30 protein-coding genes and 1 tRNA gene are annotated in these 26,128 nt (G+C 65.6%); 16 read left to right on the forward strand and 15 right to left on the reverse strand.

The genetic code is table 11. The annotated features are described in order from the left end of the window. The first annotated feature begins 15 nt into the window (after positions 1 to 15). Entirely contained in the window at positions 16 to 606 is a 591-nt protein-coding gene (locus tag BLU18_RS05035; RefSeq protein WP_092632435.1) for a hypothetical protein, read from the forward strand. On the opposite strand, the gene BLU18_RS05040 is transcribed toward BLU18_RS05035, so the two are convergent. Then, positions 603 to 1,499 carry a cell division protein CdpA domain-containing protein gene (locus BLU18_RS05040; RefSeq protein ID WP_092632438.1) on the reverse strand — a complete coding sequence of 299 codons (897 nt, stop codon included), beginning with the start codon at positions 1,497 to 1,499 and terminating at the stop codon, positions 603 to 605. The genes BLU18_RS05035 and BLU18_RS05040 overlap by 4 nt on opposite strands. 123 nt (positions 1,500 to 1,622) lie before the next feature. Here BLU18_RS05040 and BLU18_RS05045 point away from each other — a divergent pair, with 123 nt between their 5' ends. From BLU18_RS05045 to BLU18_RS05060, 4 genes are read left to right on the forward strand one after another with little or no spacing between them, the layout of a single operon-like run. Beyond that, entirely contained in the window at positions 1,623 to 1,913 is a 291-nt protein-coding gene (locus BLU18_RS05045) for a DUF5789 family protein (protein WP_092632442.1), read from the forward strand. A gap of 52 nt (positions 1,914 to 1,965) precedes the next feature. Continuing rightward, positions 1,966 to 2,652 (forward strand): CPBP family intramembrane glutamic endopeptidase, encoded by a 687-nt coding sequence (locus BLU18_RS05050; RefSeq protein WP_092632445.1) that lies wholly within the window; start codon positions 1,966 to 1,968, stop codon positions 2,650 to 2,652. Positions 2,653 to 2,694: 42 nt separating this feature from the next. Beyond that, positions 2,695 to 3,123, forward strand: coding sequence for a universal stress protein (locus BLU18_RS05055; RefSeq protein WP_092632448.1), 429 nt, complete (start codon positions 2,695 to 2,697; stop codon positions 3,121 to 3,123). Positions 3,124 to 3,171: 48 nt separating this feature from the next. Beyond that, complete coding sequence (locus BLU18_RS05060) at positions 3,172 to 3,612, forward strand: DUF302 domain-containing protein (RefSeq protein ID WP_092632451.1); 441 nt, start codon at positions 3,172 to 3,174, stop codon at positions 3,610 to 3,612. On the opposite strand, the gene nreA is transcribed toward BLU18_RS05060, so the two are convergent. After that, entirely contained in the window at positions 3,609 to 4,859 is a 1,251-nt protein-coding gene (nreA, locus tag BLU18_RS05065) for a DNA repair protein NreA (protein WP_092632454.1), read from the reverse strand. The genes BLU18_RS05060 and nreA overlap by 4 nt on opposite strands. 30 nt (positions 4,860 to 4,889) lie before the next feature. Beyond that, positions 4,890 to 5,855 carry a transcription initiation factor IIB gene (locus BLU18_RS05070; protein WP_092632457.1) on the reverse strand — a complete coding sequence of 322 codons (966 nt, stop codon included), beginning with the start codon at positions 5,853 to 5,855 and terminating at the stop codon, positions 4,890 to 4,892. Between the two features lie 101 nt (positions 5,856 to 5,956). Here BLU18_RS05070 and rnhA point away from each other — a divergent pair, with 101 nt between their 5' ends. Further along, the gene (gene rnhA / locus BLU18_RS05075; protein WP_092632460.1) at positions 5,957 to 6,550 is read left to right on the forward strand and encodes a ribonuclease HI; all 594 of its coding nucleotides are present in this window, start codon (positions 5,957 to 5,959) and stop codon (positions 6,548 to 6,550) included. Continuing rightward, positions 6,543 to 7,106 (forward strand): DUF7108 family protein, encoded by a 564-nt coding sequence (locus BLU18_RS05080; RefSeq protein ID WP_092632463.1) that lies wholly within the window; start codon positions 6,543 to 6,545, stop codon positions 7,104 to 7,106. Before rnhA ends, BLU18_RS05080 begins: the two co-directional genes overlap by 8 nt. On the opposite strand, the gene BLU18_RS05085 is transcribed toward BLU18_RS05080, so the two are convergent. Continuing rightward, positions 7,087 to 7,446 carry a PadR family transcriptional regulator gene (locus BLU18_RS05085; protein WP_092632466.1) on the reverse strand — a complete coding sequence of 120 codons (360 nt, stop codon included), beginning with the start codon at positions 7,444 to 7,446 and terminating at the stop codon, positions 7,087 to 7,089. The two genes, BLU18_RS05080 and BLU18_RS05085, sit on opposite strands and share 20 nt — an antisense overlap. 314 nt (positions 7,447 to 7,760) lie before the next feature. Here BLU18_RS05085 and BLU18_RS05090 point away from each other — a divergent pair, with 314 nt between their 5' ends. From BLU18_RS05090 to gltB, 5 genes are all read left to right on the forward strand, one after another. Next, positions 7,761 to 8,294, forward strand: coding sequence for an inorganic diphosphatase (locus tag BLU18_RS05090; protein ID WP_092632469.1), 534 nt, complete (start codon positions 7,761 to 7,763; stop codon positions 8,292 to 8,294). Between the two features lie 61 nt (positions 8,295 to 8,355). After that, the gene (locus BLU18_RS05095; protein ID WP_092632472.1) at positions 8,356 to 9,294 is read left to right on the forward strand and encodes a rhomboid family intramembrane serine protease; all 939 of its coding nucleotides are present in this window, start codon (positions 8,356 to 8,358) and stop codon (positions 9,292 to 9,294) included. Between the two features lie 5 nt (positions 9,295 to 9,299). Next, positions 9,300 to 10,061, forward strand: a complete 762-nt coding sequence (locus BLU18_RS05100) for an endonuclease V (protein WP_394327334.1) — start codon at positions 9,300 to 9,302, stop codon at positions 10,059 to 10,061. Positions 10,062 to 10,108: 47 nt separating this feature from the next. After that, on the forward strand, positions 10,109 to 11,584 hold the full coding sequence (gene proS / locus BLU18_RS05105) for a proline--tRNA ligase (protein ID WP_092632478.1): 1,476 nt from the start codon (positions 10,109 to 10,111) through the stop codon (positions 11,582 to 11,584). Between the two features lie 145 nt (positions 11,585 to 11,729). Continuing rightward, entirely contained in the window at positions 11,730 to 16,268 is a 4,539-nt protein-coding gene (gene gltB, locus BLU18_RS05110) for a glutamate synthase large subunit (protein ID WP_092632481.1), read from the forward strand. A gap of 93 nt (positions 16,269 to 16,361) precedes the next feature. Here the strand turns inward: gltB and BLU18_RS05115 are convergent, their stop codons facing one another. Next, positions 16,362 to 17,048, reverse strand: coding sequence for an HD domain-containing protein (locus tag BLU18_RS05115; protein WP_092632484.1), 687 nt, complete (start codon positions 17,046 to 17,048; stop codon positions 16,362 to 16,364). Positions 17,049 to 17,167: 119 nt separating this feature from the next. Further along, positions 17,168 to 17,353 (reverse strand): hypothetical protein, encoded by a 186-nt coding sequence (locus tag BLU18_RS05120; protein ID WP_092632487.1) that lies wholly within the window; start codon positions 17,351 to 17,353, stop codon positions 17,168 to 17,170. 177 nt (positions 17,354 to 17,530) lie between these two features. On the opposite strand from BLU18_RS05120, the gene BLU18_RS05125 reads away from it, so the two are divergent. Then, positions 17,531 to 18,034: a GbsR/MarR family transcriptional regulator gene (locus tag BLU18_RS05125; RefSeq protein ID WP_092632490.1), complete on the forward strand. Its 504-nt coding sequence runs from the start codon at positions 17,531 to 17,533 to the stop codon at positions 18,032 to 18,034. A 6-nt stretch (positions 18,035 to 18,040) separates the two neighbouring features. Here the strand turns inward: BLU18_RS05125 and BLU18_RS05130 are convergent, their stop codons facing one another. From BLU18_RS05130 to BLU18_RS05140, 3 genes are read right to left on the reverse strand one after another with little or no spacing between them, the layout of a single operon-like run. Continuing rightward, positions 18,041 to 18,592, reverse strand: a complete 552-nt coding sequence (locus BLU18_RS05130; RefSeq protein WP_092632494.1) for a hypothetical protein — start codon at positions 18,590 to 18,592, stop codon at positions 18,041 to 18,043. Positions 18,593 to 18,631: 39 nt separating this feature from the next. Further along, positions 18,632 to 19,018, reverse strand: coding sequence for a VanZ family protein (locus BLU18_RS05135; protein WP_092632497.1), 387 nt, complete (start codon positions 19,016 to 19,018; stop codon positions 18,632 to 18,634). A gap of 47 nt (positions 19,019 to 19,065) precedes the next feature. Next, on the reverse strand, positions 19,066 to 19,443 hold the full coding sequence (locus BLU18_RS05140; RefSeq protein ID WP_092632500.1) for a DUF4112 domain-containing protein: 378 nt from the start codon (positions 19,441 to 19,443) through the stop codon (positions 19,066 to 19,068). Between the two features lie 92 nt (positions 19,444 to 19,535). Between BLU18_RS05140 and BLU18_RS05145 the strand changes: the two genes are divergently transcribed. From BLU18_RS05145 to BLU18_RS05155, 3 genes are all read left to right on the forward strand, one after another. Beyond that, on the forward strand, positions 19,536 to 20,000 hold the full coding sequence (locus BLU18_RS05145; protein ID WP_092632503.1) for an NUDIX hydrolase: 465 nt from the start codon (positions 19,536 to 19,538) through the stop codon (positions 19,998 to 20,000). Positions 20,001 to 20,079: 79 nt separating this feature from the next. After that, positions 20,080 to 20,850 (forward strand): DICT sensory domain-containing protein, encoded by a 771-nt coding sequence (locus BLU18_RS05150; RefSeq protein ID WP_092632506.1) that lies wholly within the window; start codon positions 20,080 to 20,082, stop codon positions 20,848 to 20,850. A 42-nt stretch (positions 20,851 to 20,892) separates the two neighbouring features. Further along, positions 20,893 to 21,273: a DCC1-like thiol-disulfide oxidoreductase family protein gene (locus BLU18_RS05155; RefSeq protein WP_092632509.1), complete on the forward strand. Its 381-nt coding sequence runs from the start codon at positions 20,893 to 20,895 to the stop codon at positions 21,271 to 21,273. A 63-nt stretch (positions 21,274 to 21,336) separates the two neighbouring features. On the opposite strand, the gene BLU18_RS05160 is transcribed toward BLU18_RS05155, so the two are convergent. The 6 genes from BLU18_RS05160 to BLU18_RS05185 all read right to left on the reverse strand — a co-directional run bounded on the left by BLU18_RS05160 (position 21,337) and on the right by BLU18_RS05185 (position 26,125). Further along, a tRNA-Gln gene (locus BLU18_RS05160) sits at positions 21,337 to 21,409 on the reverse strand. 70 nt (positions 21,410 to 21,479) lie between these two features. Further along, positions 21,480 to 21,914: a metal-dependent transcriptional regulator gene (locus tag BLU18_RS05165; RefSeq protein WP_092632512.1), complete on the reverse strand. Its 435-nt coding sequence runs from the start codon at positions 21,912 to 21,914 to the stop codon at positions 21,480 to 21,482. After that, complete coding sequence (locus tag BLU18_RS05170) at positions 21,911 to 22,405, reverse strand: rubrerythrin (protein ID WP_092633626.1); 495 nt, start codon at positions 22,403 to 22,405, stop codon at positions 21,911 to 21,913. Before BLU18_RS05170 ends, BLU18_RS05165 begins: the two co-directional genes overlap by 4 nt. Before the next feature lie 131 nt (positions 22,406 to 22,536). After that, positions 22,537 to 23,751, reverse strand: coding sequence for a Fe-S cluster assembly protein SufD (sufD, locus tag BLU18_RS05175; RefSeq protein WP_092632515.1), 1,215 nt, complete (start codon positions 23,749 to 23,751; stop codon positions 22,537 to 22,539). A gap of 2 nt (positions 23,752 to 23,753) precedes the next feature. Continuing rightward, on the reverse strand, positions 23,754 to 25,184 hold the full coding sequence (gene sufB / locus BLU18_RS05180) for a Fe-S cluster assembly protein SufB (RefSeq protein WP_092632518.1): 1,431 nt from the start codon (positions 25,182 to 25,184) through the stop codon (positions 23,754 to 23,756). A gap of 26 nt (positions 25,185 to 25,210) precedes the next feature. Continuing rightward, positions 25,211 to 26,125, reverse strand: coding sequence for an ABC transporter ATP-binding protein (locus tag BLU18_RS05185; RefSeq protein WP_092632522.1), 915 nt, complete (start codon positions 26,123 to 26,125; stop codon positions 25,211 to 25,213). Positions 26,126 to 26,128: the final 3 nt, after the last annotated feature.

Genomic DNA, 26,128 nt, shown 5'->3' on the forward strand with positions numbered 1-26,128 from the left:
GCGACGACTCGGTCGATGCGCGAGTGTCGATACTGCGGCGAGACGTTCGACGACGAGGGAGCCCACGACGACCACCTCAAGGCGGAACACGCCGACGAACTGGGCCCGATAGACCGGCGACGGCTCTCCGTCGACGACGACGAGGGCAGGGTCAGTCTCCGCATGGTCGCACTCGGCGTCGTCGTCCTCCTCGCGGGCGTCGTGGTGGTGTACGCGACGCTCATGGGGAGCGAGGGAGCGAGTCGGCCGATCGAACCGACCGACGTCGGGGCGGTCCACTACCACGGAACGATCAACGTGACCATCGGGAACCAGTCCGTCGACTTCAGCCAGCAGCGGTTCCAGTACGAATCTACGAACGTCGACGCCTTCCACTTCGAAGGCGGTGACGGGTCGGAGTGGCACGTCCACGCCCGAAGCGTCACGCTCCAGTGGGCGATGGCGACTATCGGACTGGAAGTGACCGACGAGACGGTGACTGCCGACGGCGAAACCTACGGCGACGACCCGGACGAGACGGCCATCGTCGAGGTGAACGGGTCACCGGTCGAACCCTCGACGTACATCCTGCAAGAAGGCGACCACATCCGCATCGTCGCGCGTTAGCGCCCGTTCCAGTCCTCGCAGGCGTCCATGTCGGCCATGACGCCGTCGTGGTGACCACAGTAGGGCTGGATGCCGCGTTCGGTGCGGACGTATTCGAAGTGCTCGCAGTTGCCGCAGTAGCGGTCCGCGGCGTCGGTGGACGCACTCGTCGCCGACGTGGATTTCCACACTTCGTCGTCGGAGTCGGTCGAAGGCGAGGGGGGCGTCGTGGTGTCGCCACCAGCGGAGGATTGAGACGACGAGACGGACGCGACTTCGTGAACGATTTCGTCGTTGGAGCCGCCGTCGCTGACCTGCGTGCTGACGGTGCCGGTCGGCCCGGACGTGGTGCCGCCGAGGCCGACGCTCCCCATGGACTTCGAGCGGTCGACTTCGACCACCTTCGTCTCACCCTGTCGTGTCACTTCCATCGTGACGGTGCCGCCCGGGTCGTTTCGCGTCTTGAAGTTGGCGATGCCGACGAACAGACACCAGAAGGTGGTGAGCGCGCCGAGGAAGTAGACGCTGACGGTGGGGAGGGTCAGGTCGACCATGCCGGGAGCACAGTTGGCGCCCGACCACCGGCACGGGTAGGCGTGCGCGAAGAGGGCGACGCCGAGGACGGCGACGCTGGCGCCGATGCCCGCGGCGGCACGCGTCGAACGCTCGGCGGGCAAGACGGCCGAGATGCCGAGGAAGACAGCGGGCACGCCGAGTCCGGCGAGGATGCCGCCGTACTCGCGCACCTCAAACAGCGTGGTGCCACCCCCGAGCAGTACGTCGGTCGTCGCGACGACGATGCCGGCGACGACGAGGACGATACCCACGACGAACAGCGCCGCGCCTGCGTAGATCTGCCGGAGACTCGGACCGTTCCTGTCGTCTCCGTGGTAGACCTCCCCGAGACTGGTCATAGTCGGTGATACAGCAGCCCGACACAAAACCCTACGTCAGACGGGCGTGTGACGGCTCGCGACCGGAATCGACGATTCGACGGGTCCGAAGCCATTAACTCGCGGGGCACAGTAGCGACGCGCATGAGTGAGGATACGGACGAAGAGGCGGAACCCGCGGTCGAACTCGGCGAGGGCGAACCCGTCGAGGGGGCGCCCCTCGCGCGGGTGGCGTCGCGACTCACCTGGCCCCAAGAGGCGAGTCGAGTCCGGGACAAGGAAGGCGACGCGACGGTGCGGACGCCCGACGGCCCCCGCACGCTCGACTCGATTCTCGACGACGTCGACGAGACGTACTTCGATACGCGACAGACGTTCCTGTCGACGGTCCGGTCGGTAATCGGAACCGGCCCCGTCCCCGTCGCCGACGAGTAGACGTGCCCGTCGTGACCGGGCATCGTACAGGACGGACGACGATACACCGGGAATGACACGCGAGGACTCCTACGAGGTGCGCGTCGTGCGACCCTCGTGGGTCCGGGCGTCGCTCCTTCTCGGCGCCGGCCTCGCCGTCGTGTGGTCGCTCTGGACCGTCCCGCCAGCGCGTCTCGACGCCCGCCTCGTCCGCGACGTGGTGGTCTTCATCGCGGCGCCGAGCCTGCTCGCGTTCGCCTACGGCCGGGGTCTGGGCTGGCGAGTCGACCGGCGCACCCTCCGCAACACCGTCGCTCTCGCCGCGTTCGTCGTCCCCTTCTACGTCGTCGGGTCGTCGTTGCCCACGATTCGGGCGTACTACCCGATGTGGGAGACGGGGACGGCGCTCGCCGCCTTCCTCCCGCACGCAGTCGCGCAGTTCGTCGTCGCGGCCGCCGCCGAGACGTACTACCGGGGGTTGCTCTGCGTGGGCGTGCGCGAGATGGGCTTCAAGAGCGTCTTCATCAGCCCCGTCGTCTACGCACTCCATCACGTCCACAAGCCGCCGGTCGAACTCCTGTTGGCGGCGCCGACGGACGTCCTCTTCGGCGCCGTCGACTACCGGAGCGAGTCGGTGCTTCCCTCGGTCGTCGCCCACGGTATCGGCCTCGCCCTCCTCGACTGGCTGGTGTTACATCCGCCTCTCGTCCCGACGGCGACGGTGATGCGGGCGCTCTCGTGGCTCCCCATTCCGCTGTAATTTCGCTGTGGGTTTATGTCGGTGAGCGGCGTCTGTCGACATATGGCAACCTTCGAACACGTCCTGGTACCGGTCGACGGGAGCGAGGCGGCGCGGCGGGCGGCAGAACACGCAATCGACCTCGTGTCCGATACCGGCGGGCGCGTGACGGCGCTGTACGTCATCGATATGGGCGACGCCGACTACGTGGCGGTGCCGAGCGACATCGCCGAGACGAAAAAGCGCATCCGAAAGAAAGGCGAAGAGCTCACGGCCGAAATCGAGGAGCTGGCGGCCGCCGAGGGCGTCGACTGCGAGACGGCCGTCGTCACGGGCATCGCCGACGAGGCCATCGTCGCGTACGCCGAAGACAACGACGTGGACCTCATCGCGATGGGCAAACACGGCAAGCGCGACCCGGACAAACCACTCGTCGGCAACACGGCCCGCCGCGTCGTCCAAGAGTCGTCGGTCCCCGTCCACACGGTCTGAGAGTCGTGACTCACGACGAGTTATCCGGGAGCGTCACGTAGTCGGGGTATGGCACTCCCCATCAACCCGACAGTCGTCGAGAGCACGGACATCGGTGAACAGCGCGCGACGCTGGAGATGGACCACGAGGCGGCCGTCGAACACGTCCGCGAGACGTTCGAAGCCGCCGGCTTCGGCGTCCCCGTCGAGTTCTCGCCGTCCGACCTGCTCAACGAGAAACTCGACGCGGGCCGCGACCCCTACTACGTGCTCGGGGCGTGCAACCCCGAGATGGCCGACCGCGTCCTCGACGCCAGCGGCGGCCGACTCGGCGCGCTCATGCCCTGTAACGTCGTCATCTGGGAGGAAGAGCCGGGCGTCCAGACCGTCTATCACGTCAGCATCATGCGCATCGGGCGACTGCTGGGACTCGCGCCCGACGACGACGAGATGGCGGCCATCATCGCCGAGACGGGGACGATGGTCGACGCCGCCTACGAGGCACTCTAGAAGTCCGAGAGGGTGGTCTGGAGGCCGGCGACCATCGCGGACTTGCGGCGGAGCGCCCCCATCGACGTGGGGAGGTAGTCGACGACGCCCCGGACGGCGTCGGCGAGCGTCTCGGCCGTGGCGTGTTCGCCCTCGAAGGCGTGTCTGATTCCCTCGCGGACCTGCCAGACGCCGGCCGGCCCCCAGTAGTCGTCCGAGACGTGCCGGAGGACGAGACACTTCGCTTGCCGCCCCCTGTCTTCGAGGTGTTCGAGGACGGCGAGGCGGGCGGCGTGATAGGCGCCGGCCGTCTCCTCGACGTAGCCCGTCCGCCCCTCGTAGCCCTCGCGGTCGGCGGCGAGCCACATCCCCGCCTCGGGGTCGGGGTTCCAGACGCTGCCAGGCGCTTTCAGTTCGACGAGTTCGTACTCCCACTGACCGGGGGCGAGAATCACCCAGTAGGCGTTGCCGAGGAACTCGTTGCGGTGTATCTCCACCTCGTTCACGCTCTGGGCGTCACGGAGCGAGCCACGGAGGTACTGGCCCACGGTGTCGTCGACGGCGGTGATGGACCACCGCGTGGGGACGAGCCGGCGGTTTTCGCGCTGACCCAGCGCCCCCGCCGAGAGGATGGTGTTCACGTCGTAGACGTCGAAGCCTCGCCGATAGAGGTAGTTGATGGCGCCCTCGGCGTTCCAGTCGTCGTCTTCGAGCGTCTTCTTCACCGGGCGCGGGACGTGCGGGTTCTCGCCGAGCGTCGCCGACCGAGCGCTGGCGCTGGGGCCGGTGGGCGTCGAAACGCCGTCGGCGTCGAACTCGACCGTCGGGTCGCCGTCGAGGCCGATTTCCACGTCGACCGGGCGGTCCGCGATGGCGACTTCCCGCCCGACCCCGACGAAGCCGTCCCACGTGTCGTGGACGTCGACTGGCGAGGAGCGCCGGGAGTTGAGGAGACTGGTCCGGCGGCGGAACACCTCGTCCAAATCGACGCCCTCCTCGTACCACTCGCCGCTGGTGGCGAAGCGGGCGGCGTCGCCCTCGTTGCCGACGGGCGAGAGGATGCCCGTGGAGACGTTGGGGTAGTTCGAGCGACCGACGAAGATGGAGGGCGAGACGCTGCCGACGACGGAGTTGCCGGAGACAGTCTGTTCGACGCGGTCGGCGACCGATTCGACGTGGTCGAGGATTTCGTAGGATTTCTCCTGTGCGAGGCGCCGTCGCTCGGCGCGTTCGTTGGCCTCGATATCGACGAACTCGTCGAGGCGCATACCGGGGCTACCGGACGAGGCGGCTTGAACCTAACTGTGGATGCCCATCGCCTCGATTTGTTCCTGATACCGATTGCGGATGGTGACTTCGGTCACCTGCGCCACGTCGGCCACCTCGCGCTGGGTCTTCTTCTCGTTACAGAGCAGCGAGGCCGCGTAGATGGCCGCGGCGGCGTAGCCGGTCGGCGACTTCCCCGAGAGCAGGCCCTTCTCCGCCGTCTCCTCGATGATTTCGTTGGCCTTCGACTGCACCTCCTCGCTCAGCTCGAGTTCCGAACAGAAGCGGGGGACGTACTTCTTGGGGTCGACCGGCTTCATCTCCAGGCCGAGTTCCTGTGAGATGTAGCGGTAGGTGCGACCGATTTCCTTGCGTTCGACCCGAGATACCTCGGAAATCTCTTCGAGCGAGCGGGGAATGCCCTCCTTCCGACAGGCCGCGTAGAGCGCGGCGGTGGCGACGCCCTCGATGGAGCGCCCGCGAATCAGGTCCTCGTTGAGCGCGCGCCGATAGATGACGGAAGCCACCTCCCGGACGGAGCGCGGCACGCCCAGCGCGGAGGCCATCCGGTCGATTTCGGAGAGTGCGAACTGTAGGTTGCGCTCGCCCGCGTCCTTGGTTCGAATCCGCTCCTGCCACTTGCGCAGGCGGTGCATCTGCGAGCGCTTGCGCGAAGAAATCGAGCGCCCGTAGGCGTCCTTGTCCTTCCAGTCGATGGTCGTCGTCAGCCCCTTGTCGTGCATCGTCTGGGTGGTCGGGGCCCCCACCCGCGATTTCTCCTGTCGTTCCTTGTGGTTGAACGCCCGCCACTCCGGACCTGGGTCGATTTGCTCCTCTTCGATGATGAGTCCGGTTTCTTCGTGAATCAGTTCGCCGTCGGCCGTTCTGACGAGGTCTTCTGGGTCGAGATCGTCGAGATCAACGTCGTCGTCGGTTTCCTGCTCGTCCTCGCCCTGCCATCGCGTCCGGTCGTCTCGCTGGCGGGTGGGCCGTGTCATCGCGTTTTTATAGTCGTATTTCGCTGTCACTTAAAACCTCGGCCGGGCCCGCACGCGTGCGGAACGAATACCCCTTTAGTCGGTACCGCGAAGCCCCGGCAATGCCGACTATCGAGAGTGATCCCGCGACGGCGAGACGACGGTTGGAAGACGCCGGCGTCGACGTCGAAACGGGCAACACGGACCACGAACGCTGGCGGGCGGAACGGGGCGACGCCGTCGCGGTGGCCTACGACGACAAAGTGGTCGTTCAGGGTGCGCGCCCGACGGACCTGACGGCGCTGCTGTCCGACGCGGGCGGCCGTGCCCACGTCTACTTCGACGGCGCGAGCCGCGGCAATCCCGGCCCGGGCGCCGTCGGGTGGGTCATCGTCTCCGGCGACGGCATCGTCGACGAGGGCAACGACACCATCGGCCGGACGACGAACAACCGCGCGGAGTACGAGGCCCTGATTCAAGCGGTCGAGGCCGCTCGGGACCACGGCTTCGACGAGATAGACGTCCGCGGCGACTCGGAGTTGATCGTCCGGCAGGTGCGCGGCGAGTGGAACACGAACGACCCCGACCTCCGAGAGCGTCGAGTCCGCGTTCGGGAGTTACTCGAAGCGTTCGACCGCTGGTCGCTGGAGCACGTACCGCGAGAGATAAACGACCGCGCCGACGAACTGGCAAACGAGGCACTCGACGATGTCTGACCTGCCACGCGAAGTCGTGACGACTGCGGAGCGCCTGACACGGCTCGCCCGCCGTGCGGTGGACGAACAGGAAGCGGCGGCGTACGAACGCGACCGCGACGAACGACTCGCCGAATACGGTTTCACCGCGCGCATTCGCGAGAGCGACGACACGCTCGTCCTCCACCCGTCGTCGTGGCTGGAAGACGGGACGGTCCAGATGGACCGGATCGAGGATACCGACCGCGCGGTCGAGGTGTCGCTCTCGGGGAGCGGTGACCCCGAATCGTGGGACACGGTCGAGGAACACAACGCCGCGGTAGTCGACCGCGTCGAGGAGCGGGCCGGCGAGATTCACGCCGAGAACGCCCGCGTGTTCGCCGACTTCATGGGCAACCACTACGCGCGCCAGATGGAGACGGCGACGGCAGAGGAACTGGAGGAGTTCCTTCGCGAGTACTATCCGCGGAACGCGTGGCCGAGCGACGAACAACAAGCGGTGGTGACGCAGTCGCTCGAATACGTGTTCGACGTGACAGAAACGGCGATGCCCGAAGTTACTGCTGTGCGTCGATAAGTTCGCGAACCGACTCGGCCCGGTCGTCGTCGGTGACGAACTTCGAGAGCTCCCAGTTCAGACGGTTGAGAACGGCGTCGCGGCCGTCCTCGGTCAGGGCGTACTGGTTGGTTCGCTTGTCGAGTTCGCTCTTCTCGACCAGTCCCATCTCGACGAGGTCGTCGAGGTTGGGGTACAGACGCCCGTGGTTGACTTCGGTGTCGTAGTACGATTCGAGCTGTCGTTTGATCGCCAGTCCGTACATCGCCTCCTCCGAGAGGATGACGAGGATGTTGTGCTGGAACGCGGTGAGGTCGCGAACGATGCCGGGCTCGTTGGTTACTGCTTGTGCCTCTGACATACAGAGAAACATGTCACGGGGATATTTAACCCTTCTCAACTCTACCGTCTGCGAGCGTCTCAATGCCCCTGAATGGAGAATTCGACGTTATCAATTGAAGACATATCGCTCATCGTACCAATCGTTCGTCACGCAGGTCGACGACTGCCCGGTCGTCAACGTGACTCGGCGCGTGCCCGGAACGGGGCGGCCGATACGGGGTGCCGGCCGCTCGAAGTAGTCACATATTCTCGGCCGTGGCTGTTCATGTACCTTTTCATTCGTGTTGCTCCGAACCCGAAAGGACTATTGTCCGCTTCTGCCGTCGTGTTCGTATGGTGAACCTGTGGCGAGACCTCGAACCCGGCCCGAACCCGCCCGAGACGATTAACGCGGTCGTCGAGTGTCTGAAAGGCGAGCGCAACAAGTACGAGTACGACAAAGACGTGCCCGGTGTCGTCCTCGACCGCGTCCTCCACAGCAACGTCCACTACCCGTACGACTACGGGTTCATCCCGCAGTCGTACTACGACGACGAGGACCCCTTCGACGTGATGGTGCTCGTCGAAGACCAGACGTTCCCGGGATGCATCGTCGAGGCCCGCCCCGTCGCCCTGATGAAGATGGACGACGACGGCGAGCAGGACGACAAAGTCATCGCGGTGCCGACCGAGGACCCGCGCTTCGACCACATCGAGGACCTCGAAGACATCCCCCAGCAGACCCTCGACGAAATCGACGAGTTCTTCGCGACCTACAAGAACCTCGAGGAAGGCAAGGAAGTCGAGACGCAGGGCTGGGAGGACAAGGCCGCGGCGAAAGACGCCATCGAACACGCCCTCGACCTCTACGACGAGCAGTTCGCCTGAGGCGTCGCCCACACCCGACGAACGCACCCCTTTTTGTCGCCCCCACCGTTAGTGGCCGATAATGGCTCAGTGCGACGAGTGCGGCAGACACGAGAATCTGCCGTATCAGTGTCGGCGCTGCGGCGGGACGTTCTGTTCCGAACACCGATTGCCGGAGAACCACGACTGCCCCGGGTTGAACGAGTGGGACGACCCCGAGGGCGTGTTCGATAGCGGGTTCGACGACAGCGTAGAGACCACGGGCGGGAGTGGCGGCGTCGCCGACCGGGTGAAGTCGGCGACCGACCTCGGCGGCGCCTTCGCCTACGTCCGAGGCAACGTCGCCTACCTGTTTCTCGGCCTCATGTGGGTCACCTTCGCCCTCCAGTACCTCGTCCGGGGACTGGCCGGACCGGAGGCGATGCAGACGCTGTTCGTCCTGCGCTCCGACCACCTCACCTACGTCTGGACGTGGGTCACCTCCGTGTTCGCCCACGGGAGCCTCGTCCACATCGCCGGCAACAGTATCGTGCTGTACTTCTTCGGACCGCTCGTGGAGCAGTACACGGATTCGAAGCGCTTCGCCGCGCTCTTCCTGATTAGCGGCGTCCTCGCGGGTCTCGGGTTCGCCTTCGCGAGCATCGCCCTCGGAACCGGTGCCGTCTCGGTCGTCGGCGCCAGCGGCGCCATCTTCGCCGTCCTCGGCGTCCTGACCGTCCTTAACCCCAAGCTCCGCATCTACCTCTACTTCATCATCCCCATCCCGCTGTGGCTGTTCACCGCCGGGTTCGCGCTCATCTCCGTGCTCTTCTTCCTCCAGCCCCAGACCGCGTCGTCTGTCGGGCAGGGGAACGTGGCCCACCTCGCACACCTCATCGGACTGGTGATCGGACTGGCCTACGGGAAGCGAATCAAGCAACCCCGCAGGGTACCGGACCGGTTGTCGTTCGGTGGCGGCGGTCCAGGTGGTCCGGGTGGGCCCGGCGGCCCAGGTGGCCCGGGCGGCCCCGGTCGGCGGTGAGTCCCGTGGACCCCGTTCGCCCCGCATTCGTCCCCGACCCCGAGCAGTCCCGCGAGGAGATGAAAGCGCTCCAGCGAGAGGTGGCCGCGGCCGCGACGTTCGCGGACGAGGTTCCCTTCCGTCCGGCCGACGTGACCGTCTCCGGCGAGGCGTCGCTCACCGGCGAGCGCCCGGTCGTCGCGGGCGTCGACCAAGCGTTTCTCGACGACCGAGCAGTCAGCGCCATCGTCTGCCTTCGCGGCGGCGAGGTGGTCGAACGGGCGAGCGCCGTGACCGACCTCTCGATACCATATATTCCCGGCCTGCTCTCCTTCCGGGAGGGCGGGCCCATCCTCGACGCGTTCGCGTCGCTGGAGACCGACCCCGATTTGGTCGTCTTCGACGGGAGCGGTCGGATTCACTTCCGACAGGCAGGACTGGCGACGCACATGGGCGTCGTCCTCGACGTGCCGAGCGTCGGCGTGGCGAAGAACCTCCTCTGTGGCCGAATCGAGGCAGAAGTGGACGGCCGCCCCGAGGGTTGGCGCGCACCCGTCCGCGCCGACGACCGGGTCGACGCGCCCGAGGGGACGGTCCTCGGCCACGCCTACCAGTCCCGGCAGTACGAGTCGAATCCAGTCATCAATCCGCTGTATATCAGCCCGGGGCACCGCGTGAGCGCCGAGACGACGGTCGAACTCGTGTCGAACCTGTGTGCGGGCTACAAGCTGCCGGAGCCGACGCGGCTGGCCGATTCCGACGCCGACGAGCGGAAGGCCGAGGTGTGAGGGGGCTTCGGACGTTTTAAGCCGTATCTCGCTCGTAGCACCCGGTAATGAGCGACGACCAAGAACTCGGCATCACCGAGTCGAAAGAACACAGCACGGGCGAGTGGTACGCCGAAGTCGTCCAGAAGGCCGGCCTCGCGAACTACGGGCCCGACGGCATGAGTGGATTCATCGTCACGCGCCCGCGTGGCTACGCGCTCTGGGAAGCCGTCCAGAACGCCCTCGACAGCCGATTCAAGGCGACGGGCGTCCAGAACGCGTACTTCCCGATGCTCATCCCCGAGTCGTATCTCGAACGCGAGAAGGACGTGGTCGAGGGGTTCGACCCCGAGGTGGCGTGGGTCACCCACGGCGGCTACGAGGAGCTGGAGGAGCGACTCGCTGTCCGCCCGACCAGCGAGAGTATCATCGCGCCCTACATGAGCCAGTGGGTGCGGAGCCACCGCGACCTGCCCCTGCGCGTCAACCAGTGGTGTAGCGTGGTCCGGTGGGAAGCGACGGAGACGAAGCCCTTCTTCCGAACCAAGGAGTTCCTGTGGCAGGAGGGTCACACCGCGCACGCGAGCGAGGAGGAAGCGTGGTCGGAGACGACGACCCGTCTCGACCAGTACGAGGAGGTGTACGAGGACGTCCTCGCCATCCCCGTCCTGCGGGGCAAGAAGCCCGAACACGACAAGTTCCCCGGCGCCGATACGACGACGACCGTCGAAGCGCTGATGCCCGACGGCAAGTCGGTTCAGGGAGCGACGAGTCACTACCTCGGGCAGAGCTTCGCGGACGCCTTCGACATCACCTACACGGACGAAGACGAGGAAGAGCGCGTGGCCCACACCACCTCGTGGGGGCTGTCGTGGCGGGCGCTCGGTGCGCTCATCATGACTCACAGCGACGACCAGGGACTCGTCCTCCCGCCGACGGTCGCTCCCGAACAGGTCGTCATCGTCCCCATCTGGCAGGAGGAGACCAAAGAGGACGTCCTGGAGTATGCCGAAGAGATGGCCGACGACCTGCGCGGGGCGGGCGTCCGCGTCGAACTCGACGACCGAGACGAGCGCAATCCCGGCTTCAAGTTCAACGAGTGGGAGCTGAAGGGTGTCCCTCTCCGAATCGAAGTCGGGCCGAACGAAGTCGAAGAGGAGTCGGCGACGCTCGTTCACCGACCCGACGGCGAATCGTTGAGCGCCGACCGCGAGGGCCTGGTCGACACCGTGCAGGACCACCTCGACACCGTCTACGCGAAACTCTACGCGTCGGCCGAAGAGACGCTGTCGGGGAGCGTCCGCGAGGCGACGGACCGCGCGGACATCCTCGGCACCATCGGCCAACACGGCGGCTACGTGAAGGCACCGTGGTGTGGCGACGAAGACTGCGAAGCGGAGATCAAAGACCAGATGGCCGCCGAAATCGTCCTCGTTCCCTTCGAGGGGTCCGAGAGCGACACCGAACCGATTCACGAGGGCGAGACGTGCGCCCTCTGTGACGACGAGGCGGTCGAGACGGCCTTCTTCGCCCAGTCGTACTGACCCCGCAAACCGGCGGAATTAATCATTATACAAGTTCGCTAAGGTGATGCAGTGTATTAGTATGATATATATTACCTTGTATGTGGTTAGGGAAGCCATACGGTAACAGGGACAGGCTGATAAGTGGGAACATAGAAGGGGGGGTATGACCAAGCCGCGGAGAGACGCCCACGCCGATCAGGAGGGGCTGGCTGACCCCACAGACGACCGATCGAACTGCGGTGTAGGCGTCGTTCTCGACCTCGACGGCGGCGACTCCCACGAGACGGTCGCCGACGGCATCGAACTGCTCATCAACCTCGAACATCGGGGCACGACGGGCGCCGAAGAGGCGACCGGTGACGGCGCCGGCATCATGATTCAGCGGCCGGACGAGTTCTTCGAGGCCGCTGTCGACGCCGACCTCCCCGAGACGTACGCGGTCGGCTCGGTGTTCATGCCCCAGGACGGGGCTGCCCGACAGGGTCTGATGACCATCTTCGAGCGGACGCTGGCGGAACACGACCTTGACGTGTTCCACTGGCGGGACGTACCGACCGACAACCACGAACTCGGGCAGACGGCGCTGGACTCCGAACCGGACGTCTACCAGCCGTTCGTTCGCCCGGCGACCGACATGGACGACGAGGCGTTCGACCGCGCGCTCTACGTCGCACGCCGCGCCGTCGAAAACGCCATCGAGGAGATGGAATCGGCGGGCGCCGAACGGTTCTACATCTGCTCGCTCGACCGCGAGACGCTCGTCTACAAGGGTCTCCTCAAGGCGACGCAGCTGCGGACGTACTACCCTGACCTCGTCGACGAACGCGTGAAGTCGACGCTCGTGCTCGTCCACGCCCGCTTCTCGACGAACACGCTCGGCGCGTGGCATCTCGCACACCCCTATCGGAACATCATCCACAACGGCGAGTTCAACACCATCCGGGGCAACATCAACTGGATGCGCGCCCGGGAGACGGACCTCGAACACCCGGACTTCGGCGACGACATCGACACGCTGAAGCCCATCATCAACGACCCGAACCAGAGCGACACCGCGTCCGTCGACAACGCGCTCGAACTGCTGATGCAGGGCGGGCGCGACCTGCCGCACGCACTCCGCATGCTCATCCCCGAGGCGTTCCGCAAGGACGACGAGATGAGCCAGGAGCGCAAGGACTTCTACGACTACCACGCGAGCCTCGTCGAACCGTGGGACGGGCCGGCGCTCGTCGTCGGCACCGACGGTGACCGCGTCGCCGCCGCCCTCGACCGCAACGGACTCCGCCCCTGCCGGTACGACGTGACCGACGACGGCCGCTTCATCATGGCCAGCGAGGCCGGCGCGCTCGACGTCGACCCCTCGAACATCGAGGAGCGCCACCGCCTCCAGCCCGGTCAGTTGCTCGTCGCGGACCCCGAACGCGGCGAAGTCGTCCCCGACGAGGAAGTGTTCGCCGACCTCACCGACGAGAAGTACGGCGAGTGGATCGAGCAAGAGCAACGCCACCTCGACGACGAGGCCGAGACGGACTACGAGCCACGCGGCGAGGTGGAGTCGCTGCGCGCCCAGCAGGCCGCCTTCGGCTACACCTACGACCAGCTCGAACACCTCGTCGAACCGATGGCCGAAGACGGGAAAGACCCCGTCGGCTCGATGGGTGACGACGCGCCGCTGTCGGTCCTCTCCGACTTCAACCGACCGCTGTTCACCTACTTCAAGCAGCTGTTCGCGCAGGTGTCGAACCCGCCAATCGACTACATCCGCGAAGAGCTGGTGACGAGTCTGGAATCGCGGCTTGGCCCTCAGCGCAACCTCCTCGACGAGACGCCGGAACACGCCCGGCAGCTCGTCGTCGACTCGCCCGTCCTGACCGACGGGCAGATGGCGGACATCAAAGACCTCGACGGCGAGTTCGAGTCGGCCGTCGTCGACATGACCTACGAGAAGGGGACGGACCTCGACACCGCCGTCGAACACCTGCGACGCGACGCCCGTGAGGCCATCGAGGCCGGCGCGGACATCGTCGTTCTCTCGGACCGCAACACCAGCCCGGAGCGAGTTCCCATCCCGAGTCTGCTGGCGATGGGTGGCGTCCACCACGCGCTGGTCCGAAACGGCCTCCGCAACCACGCCGGACTGGTCATCGAATCGGGCGACCCGCGCGAGGTACACCACCTCGCGACGCTCGTCGGCTACGGCGCCGACGCGGTCAACCCCTACCTCGCGTACCAGAGCATCAGCGATGTCGTCGCCGGACCGGACGGCGCCGACGAGGACAAGGCCATCTCGAACTACAAGAAGGCCCTCGAAGACGGCCTCCTGAAGACGATGGCGAAGATGGGAATCTCCACCGTGGAGAGCTACCAAGGCGCCCAAATCTTCGAGGCGGTCGGCCTCTCCTCTGACTTCGTCGCGGAATACTTCGAAGGGACGGAGATTCGGACGGAAGGTATCGGCATCCCGCAGCTCGAAGACGACCTGCTGACGCGCCACGCCGTCGCCTACGGCGCCGACCCCGAACTCGAACGGCAGGGCGAGTACGAACACCGTTCGAACGGGATGCACCACCAGTGGAACCCGAAGACGGTCGGCACGCTACAGCAGGCGGTCCGCTCCGGGAGTTACGACAAGTATACCGAGTTCGCGGAACTCATCAACAACCAGCAGGGCGAAGGGAACCTGCAGACGCTCCGCGGCCTACTGGAGTTCGACAGCGACCGCGATTCCGTCCCGCTGGACGAGGTTGAGCCGGTCCACGAAATCGTCGAGCGATTCTCGACGGCGGCCATGTCGCTCGGGTCGCTCTCGCCGGAGGCACACGAGACTAACTCCATCGCGATGAACCGCATCGGCGGCAAGTCAAACACCGGCGAAGGCGGCGAACCGCCGGAGCGCTTCGACACCGAGAAGGAGTGCACCGTCAAGCAGGTCGCCTCCGGTCGCTTCGGCGTCACGTCGAACTACCTCTCCTCCGCCGAGGAGATTCAAATCAAGATGGCACAGGGGTCCAAGCCCGGCGAAGGCGGACACCTCCCGGGCAAGAAGGTCAACGAGATGATCGCCCACGTCCGGTACTCCACGCCGGGCGTCGGCCTCATCTCGCCGCCGCCGCTCCACGACATCTACTCCATCGAGGACCTCAAGCAGCTCATCCACGACCTGAAGACGGCCAACCCCGAGGCCGACATCAACGTGAAGCTCGTCGCCGAGGCGGGCATCGGGACCATCGCGGCCGGCGTCGCGAAGGCGAACGCCGACGTGGTCCACATCTCGGGTCACTCCGGCGGGACCGGCGCCTCGCCCAAGACGTCCATCAAGAACGCGGGACTGCCGTGGGAGCTCGGCGTCGCCGAGGCCAACCAGATGCTCCGCGCGACGGGGCTGCGTGACCGCATCCGCATCTCCGCCGACGGCGGCCTGATGACGGGTCGCGACGTGGCCGTCGCGGCGCTGCTCGGCGCCGAGGAGTACATCTTCGGCACCTCCAGCCTCATCACCTCTGGCTGTGTGATGGCCCGCATCTGTCACACCAACAACTGCCCGACTGGGGTCGCGACGCAGGACGAGGAACTGCGCGACCGCTTCTCGGGTCAGCCCGAACACGTCATCAACTACATGGTGTTCCTCGCGCAGGAACTGCGCGAGATCATGGCCGACCTCGGCTTCCGCTCCGTCGACGAGATGATCGGTCGTCCGGGCGTCCTCGAACAGGCCGAGACCGACCATCCGAAGGCCAAACACCTCGACCTGTCGGCCATCATCGCGGAACCCGAGGGTGGCGAGCGCTACAAGGTCCGTGACCAGAAGCACGCGGACATCGGCGAGCACATCGACCACGACCTCATCGCCGACGCGTCGGACGCCATCGAGGAGGGCGAACCGACCCACCTGCGCTACGACATCTCGAATCAGGACCGCGCCGTCGGCGCCATGCTCTCGAACCGCATCTCCCGTCGCTACGGCGAGAGCGGCCTGCCGGAGGACACCATCTCCTGTTCCTTCGACGGCATCGCGGGGCAGAGCTTCGGCGCCTTCCTCGCCAACGGCGTCCGGATGGAACTCGTCGGCGCCGCCAACGACTACGTCGGCAAGGGGCTGTCCGGTGGGAAAGTCATCGTCCGAACGCCCGAGTCGGCGGCCTACGAACCCGAGGAGAACATCCTCGTCGGCAACGTCTGTCTGTACGGCGCCACGCGAGGCGAACTGTACGTCAACGGACTGGCCGGCGAGCGCTTCGGCGTCCGCAACAGTGGCGTGAAAGCCGTCGTCGAGGGCGTCGGCGACCACGGCTGTGAGTACATGACCGGCGGCGTCGTCGCCGTCCTCGGCGAGACGGGACGGAACTTCGCGGCCGGGATGTCCGGCGGCGTGGCGTACGTCTACGACCCCGACGGCGACTTCGAGTCCCGCGTCAACAAGGGCATGGTGACCATCCACCACGACCTCGAAGACTCGGACGAGGCGATGCTCCGCCGACTCGTCGAGAACCACGCGGAGTACACCGACAGCGACCGCGCGGCAGCGCTCCTCGAAGACTGGGGCTCCGAAGTGCGGAACTTCACGAAGGTCATGCCCGACGCCTACGCGTCGGTCATCGCCGAGGAGAGTCGCGAAGACGTGCGCGACGAACTCCCCGAACCGGCCACGCCCGCGGGCGGTAGCGAGGCCGACACGGGCACGGTCCAGACCAGCGACGACTGAGCGGGTAGGCCCTCGTGTCGCCGCTCATCTGGCGACACACCAAGCGGTCACGATATTCTCTACGCTCTCGAAAAATCGGGGCGACCGGCGGCGTTACGCGTCGTCTCGGGCGTCGATGCCCGGCACTTCGTCCGTGAGCCACTCGCGAAACCACTTCACGCGCTTGACTCGTTGGTGTGCGACGCTCTCGGCGGCGTCGCTCTCCACGCGACTCGCGGCGTCGCGTCCGCGTTCGAGGACGCGGTCAATCATCTCGCCGGCGTCCATGTGGGTCCGGGACTCGTAGCCCATCCGGAGTAGCATCAACACGGCGCCGTTGGCGCCCACCTTGTCGAGGATGTCGGCCTCGATGAGACACTGCGTCTCCAGCGACACGTCGGCGAGCGGTCCTTGGTAGGAGTGCTCGCGGACCGACTGCGTCACCTGGTCGACGAACGACTGGGGGTAGTCGCCGCGGGTGGTGAGATACTCGCGGGCGACGCGGGCGCCCTCGTCGGCGTGGCGCTCCTGTTCGGCTTCGAGTTTGGCGATGTCGTGAAACAGCGCCGCGACGCGAACCACGTCCACATCGGCGCCCTCGCGTCGCGCGATGTCGGCCGCCAGCTCGACGACGTTCAGGGTGTGGTTGAAGCGGTATTCGGCGCTGTGCCAGGGGTACCAGCGCATCCGCCCGCCGTCGTCTTCGTTCTCGACGCTCGCTGCGAGATAATCCGCGACGAAGTCCTTCATCGCCTCGAACGCCTCGTCGGAGACGGCAGATTCCTTTATTTCAACGCCCACGCTCCCACCTCCGTTGCGTTCGGGTTGCTTTCATTGTCGAAAAAAGGAGTGTTCGACTATTAGGCGTTACGACAGTCAGACGACCGGAATCGGGCCGTCGACAGACGACGCGTCGCCGACTACCGGTCGTGAACGACGAGCGCCGCGAGCGCCACACACGGGACGAGCGCTGCGATGGGGTGAACGAGGGCCGCGAGCGGCACGGTCGACAGGACGAGCGCGAACGGCCCACGCTCAAGGCGAGTCGCGAGGCGCTCACACCGCGGGCGAGTGACGGGCGTCGACGGACGGACGAGGGAACACATGGCTGGGGACGGGAATCAGGGCACCGACGAGACGGGTGGAGGGCCGAAGCGGGTCGTCGGGCGAGCCGTTCGTTTCGTTTGTTCGGCTCGTACCGAACAAACATACCAAACAATTTAATGATTACGGTCCATCGGAGTCAGACGTGAACGCACGGCGGATCGACACAGGAGGAGACGATGACTGACGCTGACGCGGCGGCAGTCAGAGAGACCGTCATCGAATCGATGGAGCAGTCGGCGGAGATGTACGGACTGAGTCGGAGCGCCGGGCGCGTGTACGGCGTCCTCTACTTCGCGGCGGAACCGCTGTCCATTCCGGAGCTGGTCGAGCGGACGGGCTACGCGAAATCGACCATCAGCAACGTGACGCGGCGCCTCACGCGAATCGGCCTCCTCCGGCGGCGCTCATCCGGCGGCGGCGGTCGGCGCGTCCAGTTCGAACCCGAACCGAACCTCTGGTTCGTCGTCCAAGACGTGTGCCAACAGCACGTCGCCCGAGAAGTCGGGTCGACGCGGCGAACGCTCGACCGGGCGCTGACACGTCTCGACGAGGACGACGAGGCGTACGAGCGAATCGCAGAGCTCGCAACCACCTACGAGGAGTTGGAGACGTTACTCGACCTCGCGACCGACCACACTATCGGCGAACTCATCGACGCCATCGAAGCCTACGAGTCGTAACGGTCGTCACCACGAGACGGTGTAGACGCAGGCGTCGTCGCCGTCGCGTCGACACCGGTCGCCGCGTTCCTCGACGAAGACGAACGATTCGACCGGCGCGTACCGTCGCGCGACGGCGCGAATCAGGCCCCGGTCGAACGGACAGGGGTACGGCGTTCGACACGTCACGGTCCCCGTCTGCTCGCCGGTCGACTCGAAGCGGTAGTGGCCGATGTCGCCGCCGCGGTGGTTGCGCTGGTACGCCTCGTCGATGGACCGCAGGCCCGCTTCGACGGACTCGATGCCCGTCGGCCACTCGGCCACGTCCGGAATCTGCTCGCCGAGACGGTCCAGAATGTGTGGCTCCAGTTCGTCGGCGATGACCGCGAAGGAGTCCAACCACGCCTGCTGGGAGTACCATCTGTCGGCAGACGGCTCGTCGATGCCGTTGGCCGCGAGCGCGTCGGCCGCCGTCTCGCGATACGACGCCGAGAAACGCGAGAGTGCGTCGTCGGCGACGGCGAGTATCGTCCGGCCATGGACCTCGACGCTCTCGTCGAAGGCCTCGTAGGATGCCATCGTGCGTGATGTGTGGTGGACGATGAAATAACTGGTGAGTCAGGCCCCGAGGATTCGCCACAGGACCACCGAGAGCGCCGCAGCGACGGTGTTGACGAGGAGGTCGGCCGTCTCGAACGCGCGGTAGGCGAGCGTCGACTGGACGAGTTCGATGCCCGCCCCGTACGCCGTCGCGAGCGCGAACCCCGCGCCGAGGGCCACCCAATCCGGGCGACCGTCACCTCGGAGCGCGTTCGCGACGAGAACCGCGAGCGTGGCGTACGCGACGGCGTGAAGCCAGCCCGTCGCAGAGACGAGGCCGGAAGCCCCCGGGAGCGTGCTCGCCGCCCCAGACGGGCGGACGACCGACGCGGCGAAGACGAGTGCCGCCACCGCGACGACGAGCGCCCAGCGGACGGTGCCCGACGAGACGCGAAGCTCGGTCATACGTCGGCCACGACGCCCGCGGAGAAAACGTGCGGGGTCCGCGCAGTTCAGTCGCCGCCGTCAAGCCCGAGGTCCGCGAGAGCGAGGGCGACGTTCCGCGTGTTGGCCCGCCACGCGGCGTCGAAGAGGTCGCCGACGAGCGGAACCGACCCCGCGACGACGTCGAGGGCGATGTTCGCGAGCATCCGCACCAGTGTGCGGTTCGAGACGCCGAGACGCGCCGATTCGAGGACGATGTACAGCGAGAGGCACCCACTCGCCACGTCGCCGACGACGGGGAGGAGGCCGAGAATGGGGTCGAGGCCGACGCGGAAGGACGTCCCCGGAATCCGGACGCTCTCGTCGAGGACGTGCGCCACGAATCGCATCCGCCTGACCGCAGGTCGGGCGACAGCGGGCGACAGGTCAGCGGGGGTGTCGTCCATGCGCCTCGAACGCACTCCGGATAGATAACGTCCCGGCCGAACCGAGCGTCCGGCCGTGGACTTATACGTACGCGGCGAGTTGTCCGTGTGCCGTGGTAACGAACAACGTGACGTACGTCGAGAAAGCGTGCGCCTACATCACCAGAGGCGACGGGTCGGTGTTGGTGTTCGACGGACCGGGACACGAGGCGGTCCAGATTCCGAAAGGGACCGTCGAGACGGGCGAGAACCCGCGGGACGCCCTCTATCGCGAAGTCGTCGAGGAGAGCGGATTGACGACGTTCGAGGGCGTCGACCACCTCGTCACCGACGTGTGGACACGCCGTGAGTCGCCGCCGAAACGGTACGTCAGAAATTTCTATCACGTCCGCGTCCACGAACCGCGCGACGCGTGGACCCACGTCGTCACAGGGACGGGTGCCGAACGCGGTGCCGAGTTCGAGTTCTCGTGGCTCGACGTGCCGGCGGACACCCCCTTCGCCCTCGCCCTCGACGACTATCTCCACATGCTGGGCGGCGTCGAGACCGGCCAGTCACGGGGCGCGACGGCGGACTGAGAACGCCGCTATCGACCGGGCGAGAGGGGAACGCCATCGATGATGGAGTTTAACTGGTTGCTAGCCCTACGACGGTCAGATGCCCGAGCCGCCCGACTCGTTGGCTGCGTTCATCGAGCGTGGGGAGGTGCGCGACCGGTCGCTCGCCGTCGTCAACCGGACGCGCCCCCAGCCGATTCAGGACATGCTCGAAGAGACGTTCGGCCACGCGTCGGTCGGCATCACCGAACTTGACGTTCCGGATGCCGAGGACGACGCCGTGGTACTGCTGGAGGACGACGACGTCGTCGCCTCCTCGCCGCTGTCGGCGCTCGAAAACGAGGTGCTGATGGTCAACTCCGACCTCTACATCACGGGGACGAAATCGCTCGGCGACGTATCTCTCCCCGACGTGCTTGCGGAGCTGGAGGAGACGCGCTTTCGCGTGCGCGGGTACCCCGTATCGAATTCCGAAAAGCTGCCGCTCATCCTCATCTCGCGGTACATCGAACAGTTGGCGTGGAACCACAAATCGGGCCGTCTCCGGTCGTCGTTCCAGCGACTCTCCAGACTCAACGACGAACGCGGCACGCGGAACGTATATCGACAGCTCGGCGAGACGGCGGTCAACGTCCACGTCTACGGTGTCCCGGACTGGATTCCGCCACAGTCGTTCCCCGGCGTCATCCACGCGGGCTACGACGGCGAGTTCCGGTCGTCGTGGTTCGTCGTCCACGACCCCGAAGACGACGACGCCCGTCCCGCCGCACTCGTCGCCGAACGCGTCGCCGAGAACGAATGGGACGCGCTCTGGACGTTCCGACCGGAGCGCGTCAAGGCGGTCAATCGGTACATCGAACGGTCGCTGTGAGCGAAGCGAGAGACCAATAGGGACCGAGTCCGTACGGCCGCCATGGAACCGACGTTAGTCTTCGACGACGACTGCGGGTTCTGTACGTGGTGGGCAGACCAACTCGAACGCCGGACCGACCTCCGTCTCGTCGGCTTCTCCGAACTCACGCCGACGCTTCGGGAGCGACTGCCCGACGAGTACGAGGACTGCGCACACCTCGTGACCGACGACGACGTGTACTCCTGTGGCGCCGCCGCCGAACAGGCGTTCCTCCGAACCGACATCGGAAGCGACGCCCGCCCCGTCGTGACGTTCCTCCGCGCGTTCGAGGATTACGAGCGTCTTCGCGAGGAGGCGTACCGCTGGGTCGCCGACCGGCGAGGGACGTTCGGACAAATCGTCTCGAAGACGCCACCGGCGCGGGACGGGTCGGGAGACTAGTCGGTCGAGCGAAGCAGGTGGCGGGGGTTGGCTGCGACAGCTAGAAGTGTCAGAGATATTAAATAGTCCCGGGCGGATTCGAACCGCCGTCCTGGGCTCCAAAGGCCCAGATGATTGGCCACTACACCACGGGACTACGCGTCGGTCGCCCCTCGTGGGGACAGATTGTCTTCGGCGGTGGCGGCGTATAAATCCAGTCGTTCCGATTAGTCGGCCGGGTTTTCGCACTCGACTTCGAGTTCTCGGCAGGCATCGGATTCGGCGTCGAAGCAGTCCGGGCAGTTCGGATTGCGGTTGATGATGGTGTCGAGACGCTCGGCCACGGTGTCGTCGATGACGGCTTCGAGTTCGCGCGCCTCGCCGCGGAAGTCGTCGACGTCGAGGACGTTGGCGAGGAAGCGCTCGATGATGCAGTACGTCTGGATGGCGTCGCGGGCGCGGACGATGCCCTCGTCGGTGAGCGTGACGCCCTTGTACTTCTCGTGTTCCGCGAACCCGCGGTCTTCGAGTTTGCCGATCATTTCGTTGGCGCTCGCTGGACTCACGTCGAGCATATCTGCGAGTGCCCCGGTCGCTGCCGGACCGTCTTCCATCTCCTGAATCAGGTAGATCGCCTTGAGGTACTGGTCTGCCGTGTTCATTCCCGGGTCTCCATAACCTTCGTCACTTCTTCGACGCCCGCTGCTTCCTCCTCGCGAATCGACCGCAGCGTCTCGAGGAGGCGCTCGCGGTCGACCGAGAAGCGCGCGTCGCTGGCCTCGATTGCCGCCACGAGGTCGTCGTAGAACTTGTACGCCGTCTCTTCGTTACAGAGCTGGTCGTAGAGGACGCCGTCGAAGTCCTCGGGTTTCGTCTGGGCGTACTGCGCCTCGACGAGCGTTTCGATGTCCTCGAACGGGATGCTCTCCGCGTCGAGGTCGTCGATGAGTGCCTCCAGTCGCTCACGGTGTGTCGCCGACTCCTCGGCGGCGTCGGCAAGCAAGTCCTCGATGTCGGGGTCGCTCGCCGACTCCGGTTCGAGTGATTGGTAGTGGTGATGGGCTCGCGCCTCGACGACCTCTTCGAGGACGATGCCGATCTGGAGGAGGCGCGCGAGTTGGTGGTCGGTCCCAACCCGTTGGCTGACGCTCACGGTGATTGACACCTCCGTCCGAGACGTGTGGCCGAGACAGTCATACTCTGCAATCGGAGCGAGGGGAACTTAAGCCGTTCCCTGTGGCCGCTCCAACTGGCGGTCTCGCACCCGAAAGCGGGGCGAGCGAGCTATTCGCGGAGTCGTGCCGCGATCAGCGATTCGAGGTCCTCGCGCAGTTCGTCGACCTCTATCTCCTCGAGGACGGGGACGAAGAAGCCCTCGACGAGCATGTTGCGGGCGTCGCGCTCGGAGATGGTTCGGGAAGTCAGGTAGAACAGGTCTTCCTGGTCGACCTGCCCGACCGTCGCCGAGTGTGACGCTTCGGTGTCGTGGTTGTTGATGATGAGCTTCGGCGACGCGTCAGCCTCGCTGTCGTCGCTCAGCATCAGCGTGTTCTCGCGCTGGTAGGAGTTGGTGTCCCACGCGTCGCGTCCCACGTCCTGAACCCCCTCGTACACCGAGCGGGCCGTGTCGTCGAGGACGCCGCGGGTGACGAGGTCGGCCGTCGTGTGTTCGGCCTTGTGCCAGACGCGAGCGTTCAGGTCGAAGTGCTGGTCGTTGTGCCCGAAGAAGGCACCGACGATCTGACTCTCGGAGCTGTCGCCGTTGAGTTCCGTCTCGATGTCCGAGCGAGTCAGTCGGGACCCAATGTTCCCCTCGATCCAGTTGATGGTCGAGTAGACGCCCGCGTCACCGCGTTTCAGCGTGACGTTGTACGTCTCCTCGTCGAGCGTCTGGAGCGAGCCGTACTGGACGTAGCTGTTCTCGCCGGCGTCGACTTCGACGAGGTTGCTGTAGTAGCGCTCGCCCTCGACGTCGGCGTCGCCCGAGTCGATGCGCTCGAGAATCGTCACCGACGACGAGTCCTCGGTGACGACGAGCGTGTGACTGAACAGCGACCGGGAGTTCATGTCCGTCCGGACGGTCACGTCCTCGGCGTCGACACCCTCGGGGACGTAGATGAACGTGCCCGTCGTGAACAGCGCGACCGACAGCGCGGTCAGGTAGTTCGTCTCCGGGTCGATGACGGAGCCGAACTTGGCCTCCATCAGCTTCGGATGCTCCTCGACCGCTTCCGCGAAGGAGAGCACTTCGACGCCCTCGTCCGTGACGCGTTCGGTCGAGTCGGACTGCGTGAGCGGGTCGGCCAGTTCGTCGAAATCGAGCTGGTCGAGATCCGTCCACCGGCGGCCGGGCGTCTGGATGACGTCCGGCATCTCCAGACGGTCCATCGCCTTGAGCGCCTTGAGCCGCGTCTCACGGAGCCAATCCGGTTCGTCGCGGCTGTTGGCAATCTCGTGGACCGTCGCTTCCGACAGGTCGGCAGGTATCTGCGCGCTCATGATTATCCGAGACTCCCCTCCATCTCGAGTTCGACGAGACGGTTGAGTTCGACCGCGTACTCGATGGGCAGTTCCTCCGTGATCGGCTCGATGAAGCCGGAGACGATCATCTGCTTGGCGTCGTCGTCGTCGAGACCACGCGACTGGAGGTAGAAGACGTCCTCGTCGCCGATCTTGCCGACGGTCGCCTCGTGAGCCACGTCGACCGTGGACTCGTTGATCTCCATGTACGGCATGGTGTCCGACGTACTCTCGTTGTCGAACATCAGCGCGTCACACTCGACGGAGGTCGAGGAGTTGGACGCACCGTCCGCGATGTGGACCAGTCCTCTGTAATTGGTGCGGCCGCCGTCTTTGGCGACAGACTTGGACTCGATGGTGGACTTCGTGTCCGGTGCGTTGTGATAGACCTTCGCGCCGGTGTCGATGTCCTGACCCTCGCCAGCGAAGGCGATGGTGATGTGGTTGTCGCTCGCGCCGCGACCCTTGAGAATCGTCGCGGGGTAGAGCATCGTCGCCTTCGACCCCATCGACCCCGAAATCCACTCCATGCGCCCGTCGGATTCGACGAGTGCGCGCTTCGTGTTGAGGTTGTAGGTGTTCTTCGACCAGTTCTGCACGGTGGAGTACTGGACGTGTGCGCCCTCGTCGACGAACACTTCGACGCCGCCGGAGTGGAGGTTGAACGCCGAGTACTTCGGGGCGGAACAGCCCTCGATGTAGTGTACCTCGGAGTTCTCCTCGGCGATGATGAGCGTATGCTCGAACTGGCCCATCCCCTCGGAGTTCATCCGGAAGTAGGCCTGCACGGGCATATCGACGGTGGTGTCCTCGGGGACGTAGACGAACGACCCGCCAGACCAGATGGCACCGTGGAGCGCCGCGAACTTGTTGTCGCTCGGGGGCACGCACTTCGTCATGAAGTGCTCGCGGACGATGTCCTCGTGCTCGCGAAGGGCCTCGTCCATGTTGCAGAAGATGACGCCTTTGTCCTCCCAGCGCTCCTGCATGTTCTGGTAGACGACTTCCGACTCGTACTGGGCGCCGACGCCCGAGAGGGCGTTCTTCTCGGCTTCCGGAATACCCAGTTTGTCGAAGGTGTCTTTGATGTTGTCGGGAAGGTCCGTCCAGTCGTCGACGCTCTCGCGCGTCTCGACGTCAGGTCGGATGTACGGAACGATTTCGTCGACGTCGACTTCGGAGAGGTCGGGCTGGCCGGGCCAGTCCGTCGGCATCGGCATCTCCTGGAACTGTTCCAGCGCCCGAAGCCGCCGCTTCAGCATCCACTCGGGTTCGCCCTTGTCTTCCGAGATGACGCGAATCGTCTCCTCGGTGAGGCCCTTCTCGGCCTGGAAGGAAGACCGCTCTTCCTTCTTGAATTCGAAGCGGGCTTCGGTATCTGTCTCTTTGAGGTGATCTTGATCTGAACTCATAGTATGGTGTTGTGGCTGCAGCCGTATTACGCTGTCTCGTAGGCCTGCTCGCGGACCCAGTCGTACCCTTCGTCCTCGAGCTTCTGAGCCAGCTCCGCGCCGCCGCTCTCAGCGATCTGGCCGTCGAGCATCACGTGGACGTGATCGGGCTCGACGTAGTCGAGGATGCGCTGATAGTGCGTGATCTGGAGGACGCCCGTGCCCTGCTGGTCACGGAGCGCGTTGATACCCTCAGAGACGTCCTGCAGGCGGTCGATGTCCAGCCCGGAGTCGATTTCGTCGAGCACCGCGACGCACGGCTCGAGGATGGCTGCCTGCAGTACCTCGTTTTGCTTCTTCTCGCCGCCGGAGAAGCCGGCGTTGAGGTAGCGCTGTGCGAACTTCTCGTCCATGTCCAGCAGCTCCATCTTCTCCTTCAACAGCTGCTGGAACTCGGCGACGCCGATTTCACCGTCGTCGGCCTCGCCCTCCATCGGGGAGGTGTCGTAGCCCGCGTCCTCTTCGTCGGCGTCGGCCTCGTCCTCGTCTTCGAAGAGCTCCTCGCGCTCCTCCGTCTTGGCGTTGAGCGCCTGTCGGAGGAAGTTCGTCATCGTAACGCCCTCGATTTCGGCCGGATACTGGAAGCCGAGGAAGATGCCGAGGGCCGCACGCTCGTTCGGTTCGAGGTCGAGCAAGTCCCACTCGCGCTTCTCGGGGGGTACCTCCTCGTCGATGTCGCTCAGGTCCTCGTCGTCGAGGATGAGCGTAATCTCACCGTCGGTGACCTCGTAGGCCGGATGGCCGGCGATGACCTTCGCTGTCGTCGACTTCCCGGAGCCGTTCGGGCCCATGAGGGCGTGAATCTCGCCCGATTTGACCTCCAAGTCGACGCCGCGAAGAATACTCTCGCCGTCCTCTTCTGCGACTTTGGCGTGAAGATTGTTGATCTGTAGTGTTGCCATATC

It is taken from the genome of Haloplanus vescus (assembly GCF_900107665.1).
Classification (GTDB): domain Archaea; phylum Halobacteriota; class Halobacteria; order Halobacteriales; family Haloferacaceae; genus Haloplanus; species Haloplanus vescus.

What these genes read in the sequence shown, in the direction of transcription:
- BLU18_RS05035 (WP_092632435.1), top strand. Translation starts at nt 16, where the DNA reads ATGCGCGAGTGTCGATACTGCGGCGAGACGTTCGACGACGAGGGAGCC.
- BLU18_RS05040 (WP_092632438.1), bottom strand. Translation starts at nt 1,499, where the DNA reads ATGACCAGTCTCGGGGAGGTCTACCACGGAGACGACAGGAACGGTCCG.
- BLU18_RS05045 (WP_092632442.1), top strand. Translation starts at nt 1,623, where the DNA reads ATGAGTGAGGATACGGACGAAGAGGCGGAACCCGCGGTCGAACTCGGC.
- BLU18_RS05050 (WP_092632445.1), top strand. Translation starts at nt 1,966, where the DNA reads ATGACACGCGAGGACTCCTACGAGGTGCGCGTCGTGCGACCCTCGTGG.
- BLU18_RS05055 (WP_092632448.1), top strand. Translation starts at nt 2,695, where the DNA reads ATGGCAACCTTCGAACACGTCCTGGTACCGGTCGACGGGAGCGAGGCG.
- BLU18_RS05060 (WP_092632451.1), top strand. Translation starts at nt 3,172, where the DNA reads ATGGCACTCCCCATCAACCCGACAGTCGTCGAGAGCACGGACATCGGT.
- nreA (WP_092632454.1), bottom strand. Translation starts at nt 4,859, where the DNA reads ATGCGCCTCGACGAGTTCGTCGATATCGAGGCCAACGAACGCGCCGAG.
- BLU18_RS05070 (WP_092632457.1), bottom strand. Translation starts at nt 5,855, where the DNA reads ATGACACGGCCCACCCGCCAGCGAGACGACCGGACGCGATGGCAGGGC.
- rnhA (WP_092632460.1), top strand. Translation starts at nt 5,957, where the DNA reads ATGCCGACTATCGAGAGTGATCCCGCGACGGCGAGACGACGGTTGGAA.
- BLU18_RS05080 (WP_092632463.1), top strand. Translation starts at nt 6,543, where the DNA reads ATGTCTGACCTGCCACGCGAAGTCGTGACGACTGCGGAGCGCCTGACA.
- BLU18_RS05085 (WP_092632466.1), bottom strand. Translation starts at nt 7,446, where the DNA reads ATGTCAGAGGCACAAGCAGTAACCAACGAGCCCGGCATCGTTCGCGAC.
- BLU18_RS05090 (WP_092632469.1), top strand. Translation starts at nt 7,761, where the DNA reads ATGGTGAACCTGTGGCGAGACCTCGAACCCGGCCCGAACCCGCCCGAG.
- BLU18_RS05095 (WP_092632472.1), top strand. Translation starts at nt 8,356, where the DNA reads ATGGCTCAGTGCGACGAGTGCGGCAGACACGAGAATCTGCCGTATCAG.
- proS (WP_092632478.1), top strand. Translation starts at nt 10,109, where the DNA reads ATGAGCGACGACCAAGAACTCGGCATCACCGAGTCGAAAGAACACAGC.
- gltB (WP_092632481.1), top strand. Translation starts at nt 11,730, where the DNA reads ATGACCAAGCCGCGGAGAGACGCCCACGCCGATCAGGAGGGGCTGGCT.
- BLU18_RS05120 (WP_092632487.1), bottom strand. Translation starts at nt 17,353, where the DNA reads ATGTGTTCCCTCGTCCGTCCGTCGACGCCCGTCACTCGCCCGCGGTGT.
- BLU18_RS05125 (WP_092632490.1), top strand. Translation starts at nt 17,531, where the DNA reads ATGACTGACGCTGACGCGGCGGCAGTCAGAGAGACCGTCATCGAATCG.
- BLU18_RS05130 (WP_092632494.1), bottom strand. Translation starts at nt 18,592, where the DNA reads ATGGCATCCTACGAGGCCTTCGACGAGAGCGTCGAGGTCCATGGCCGG.
- BLU18_RS05135 (WP_092632497.1), bottom strand. Translation starts at nt 19,018, where the DNA reads ATGACCGAGCTTCGCGTCTCGTCGGGCACCGTCCGCTGGGCGCTCGTC.
- BLU18_RS05140 (WP_092632500.1), bottom strand. Translation starts at nt 19,443, where the DNA reads ATGGACGACACCCCCGCTGACCTGTCGCCCGCTGTCGCCCGACCTGCG.
- BLU18_RS05150 (WP_092632506.1), top strand. Translation starts at nt 20,080, where the DNA reads ATGCCCGAGCCGCCCGACTCGTTGGCTGCGTTCATCGAGCGTGGGGAG.
- BLU18_RS05155 (WP_092632509.1), top strand. Translation starts at nt 20,893, where the DNA reads ATGGAACCGACGTTAGTCTTCGACGACGACTGCGGGTTCTGTACGTGG.
- BLU18_RS05165 (WP_092632512.1), bottom strand. Translation starts at nt 21,914, where the DNA reads ATGAACACGGCAGACCAGTACCTCAAGGCGATCTACCTGATTCAGGAG.
- sufD (WP_092632515.1), bottom strand. Translation starts at nt 23,751, where the DNA reads ATGAGCGCGCAGATACCTGCCGACCTGTCGGAAGCGACGGTCCACGAG.
- sufB (WP_092632518.1), bottom strand. Translation starts at nt 25,184, where the DNA reads ATGAGTTCAGATCAAGATCACCTCAAAGAGACAGATACCGAAGCCCGC.
- BLU18_RS05185 (WP_092632522.1), bottom strand. Translation starts at nt 26,125, where the DNA reads ATGGCAACACTACAGATCAACAATCTTCACGCCAAAGTCGCAGAAGAG.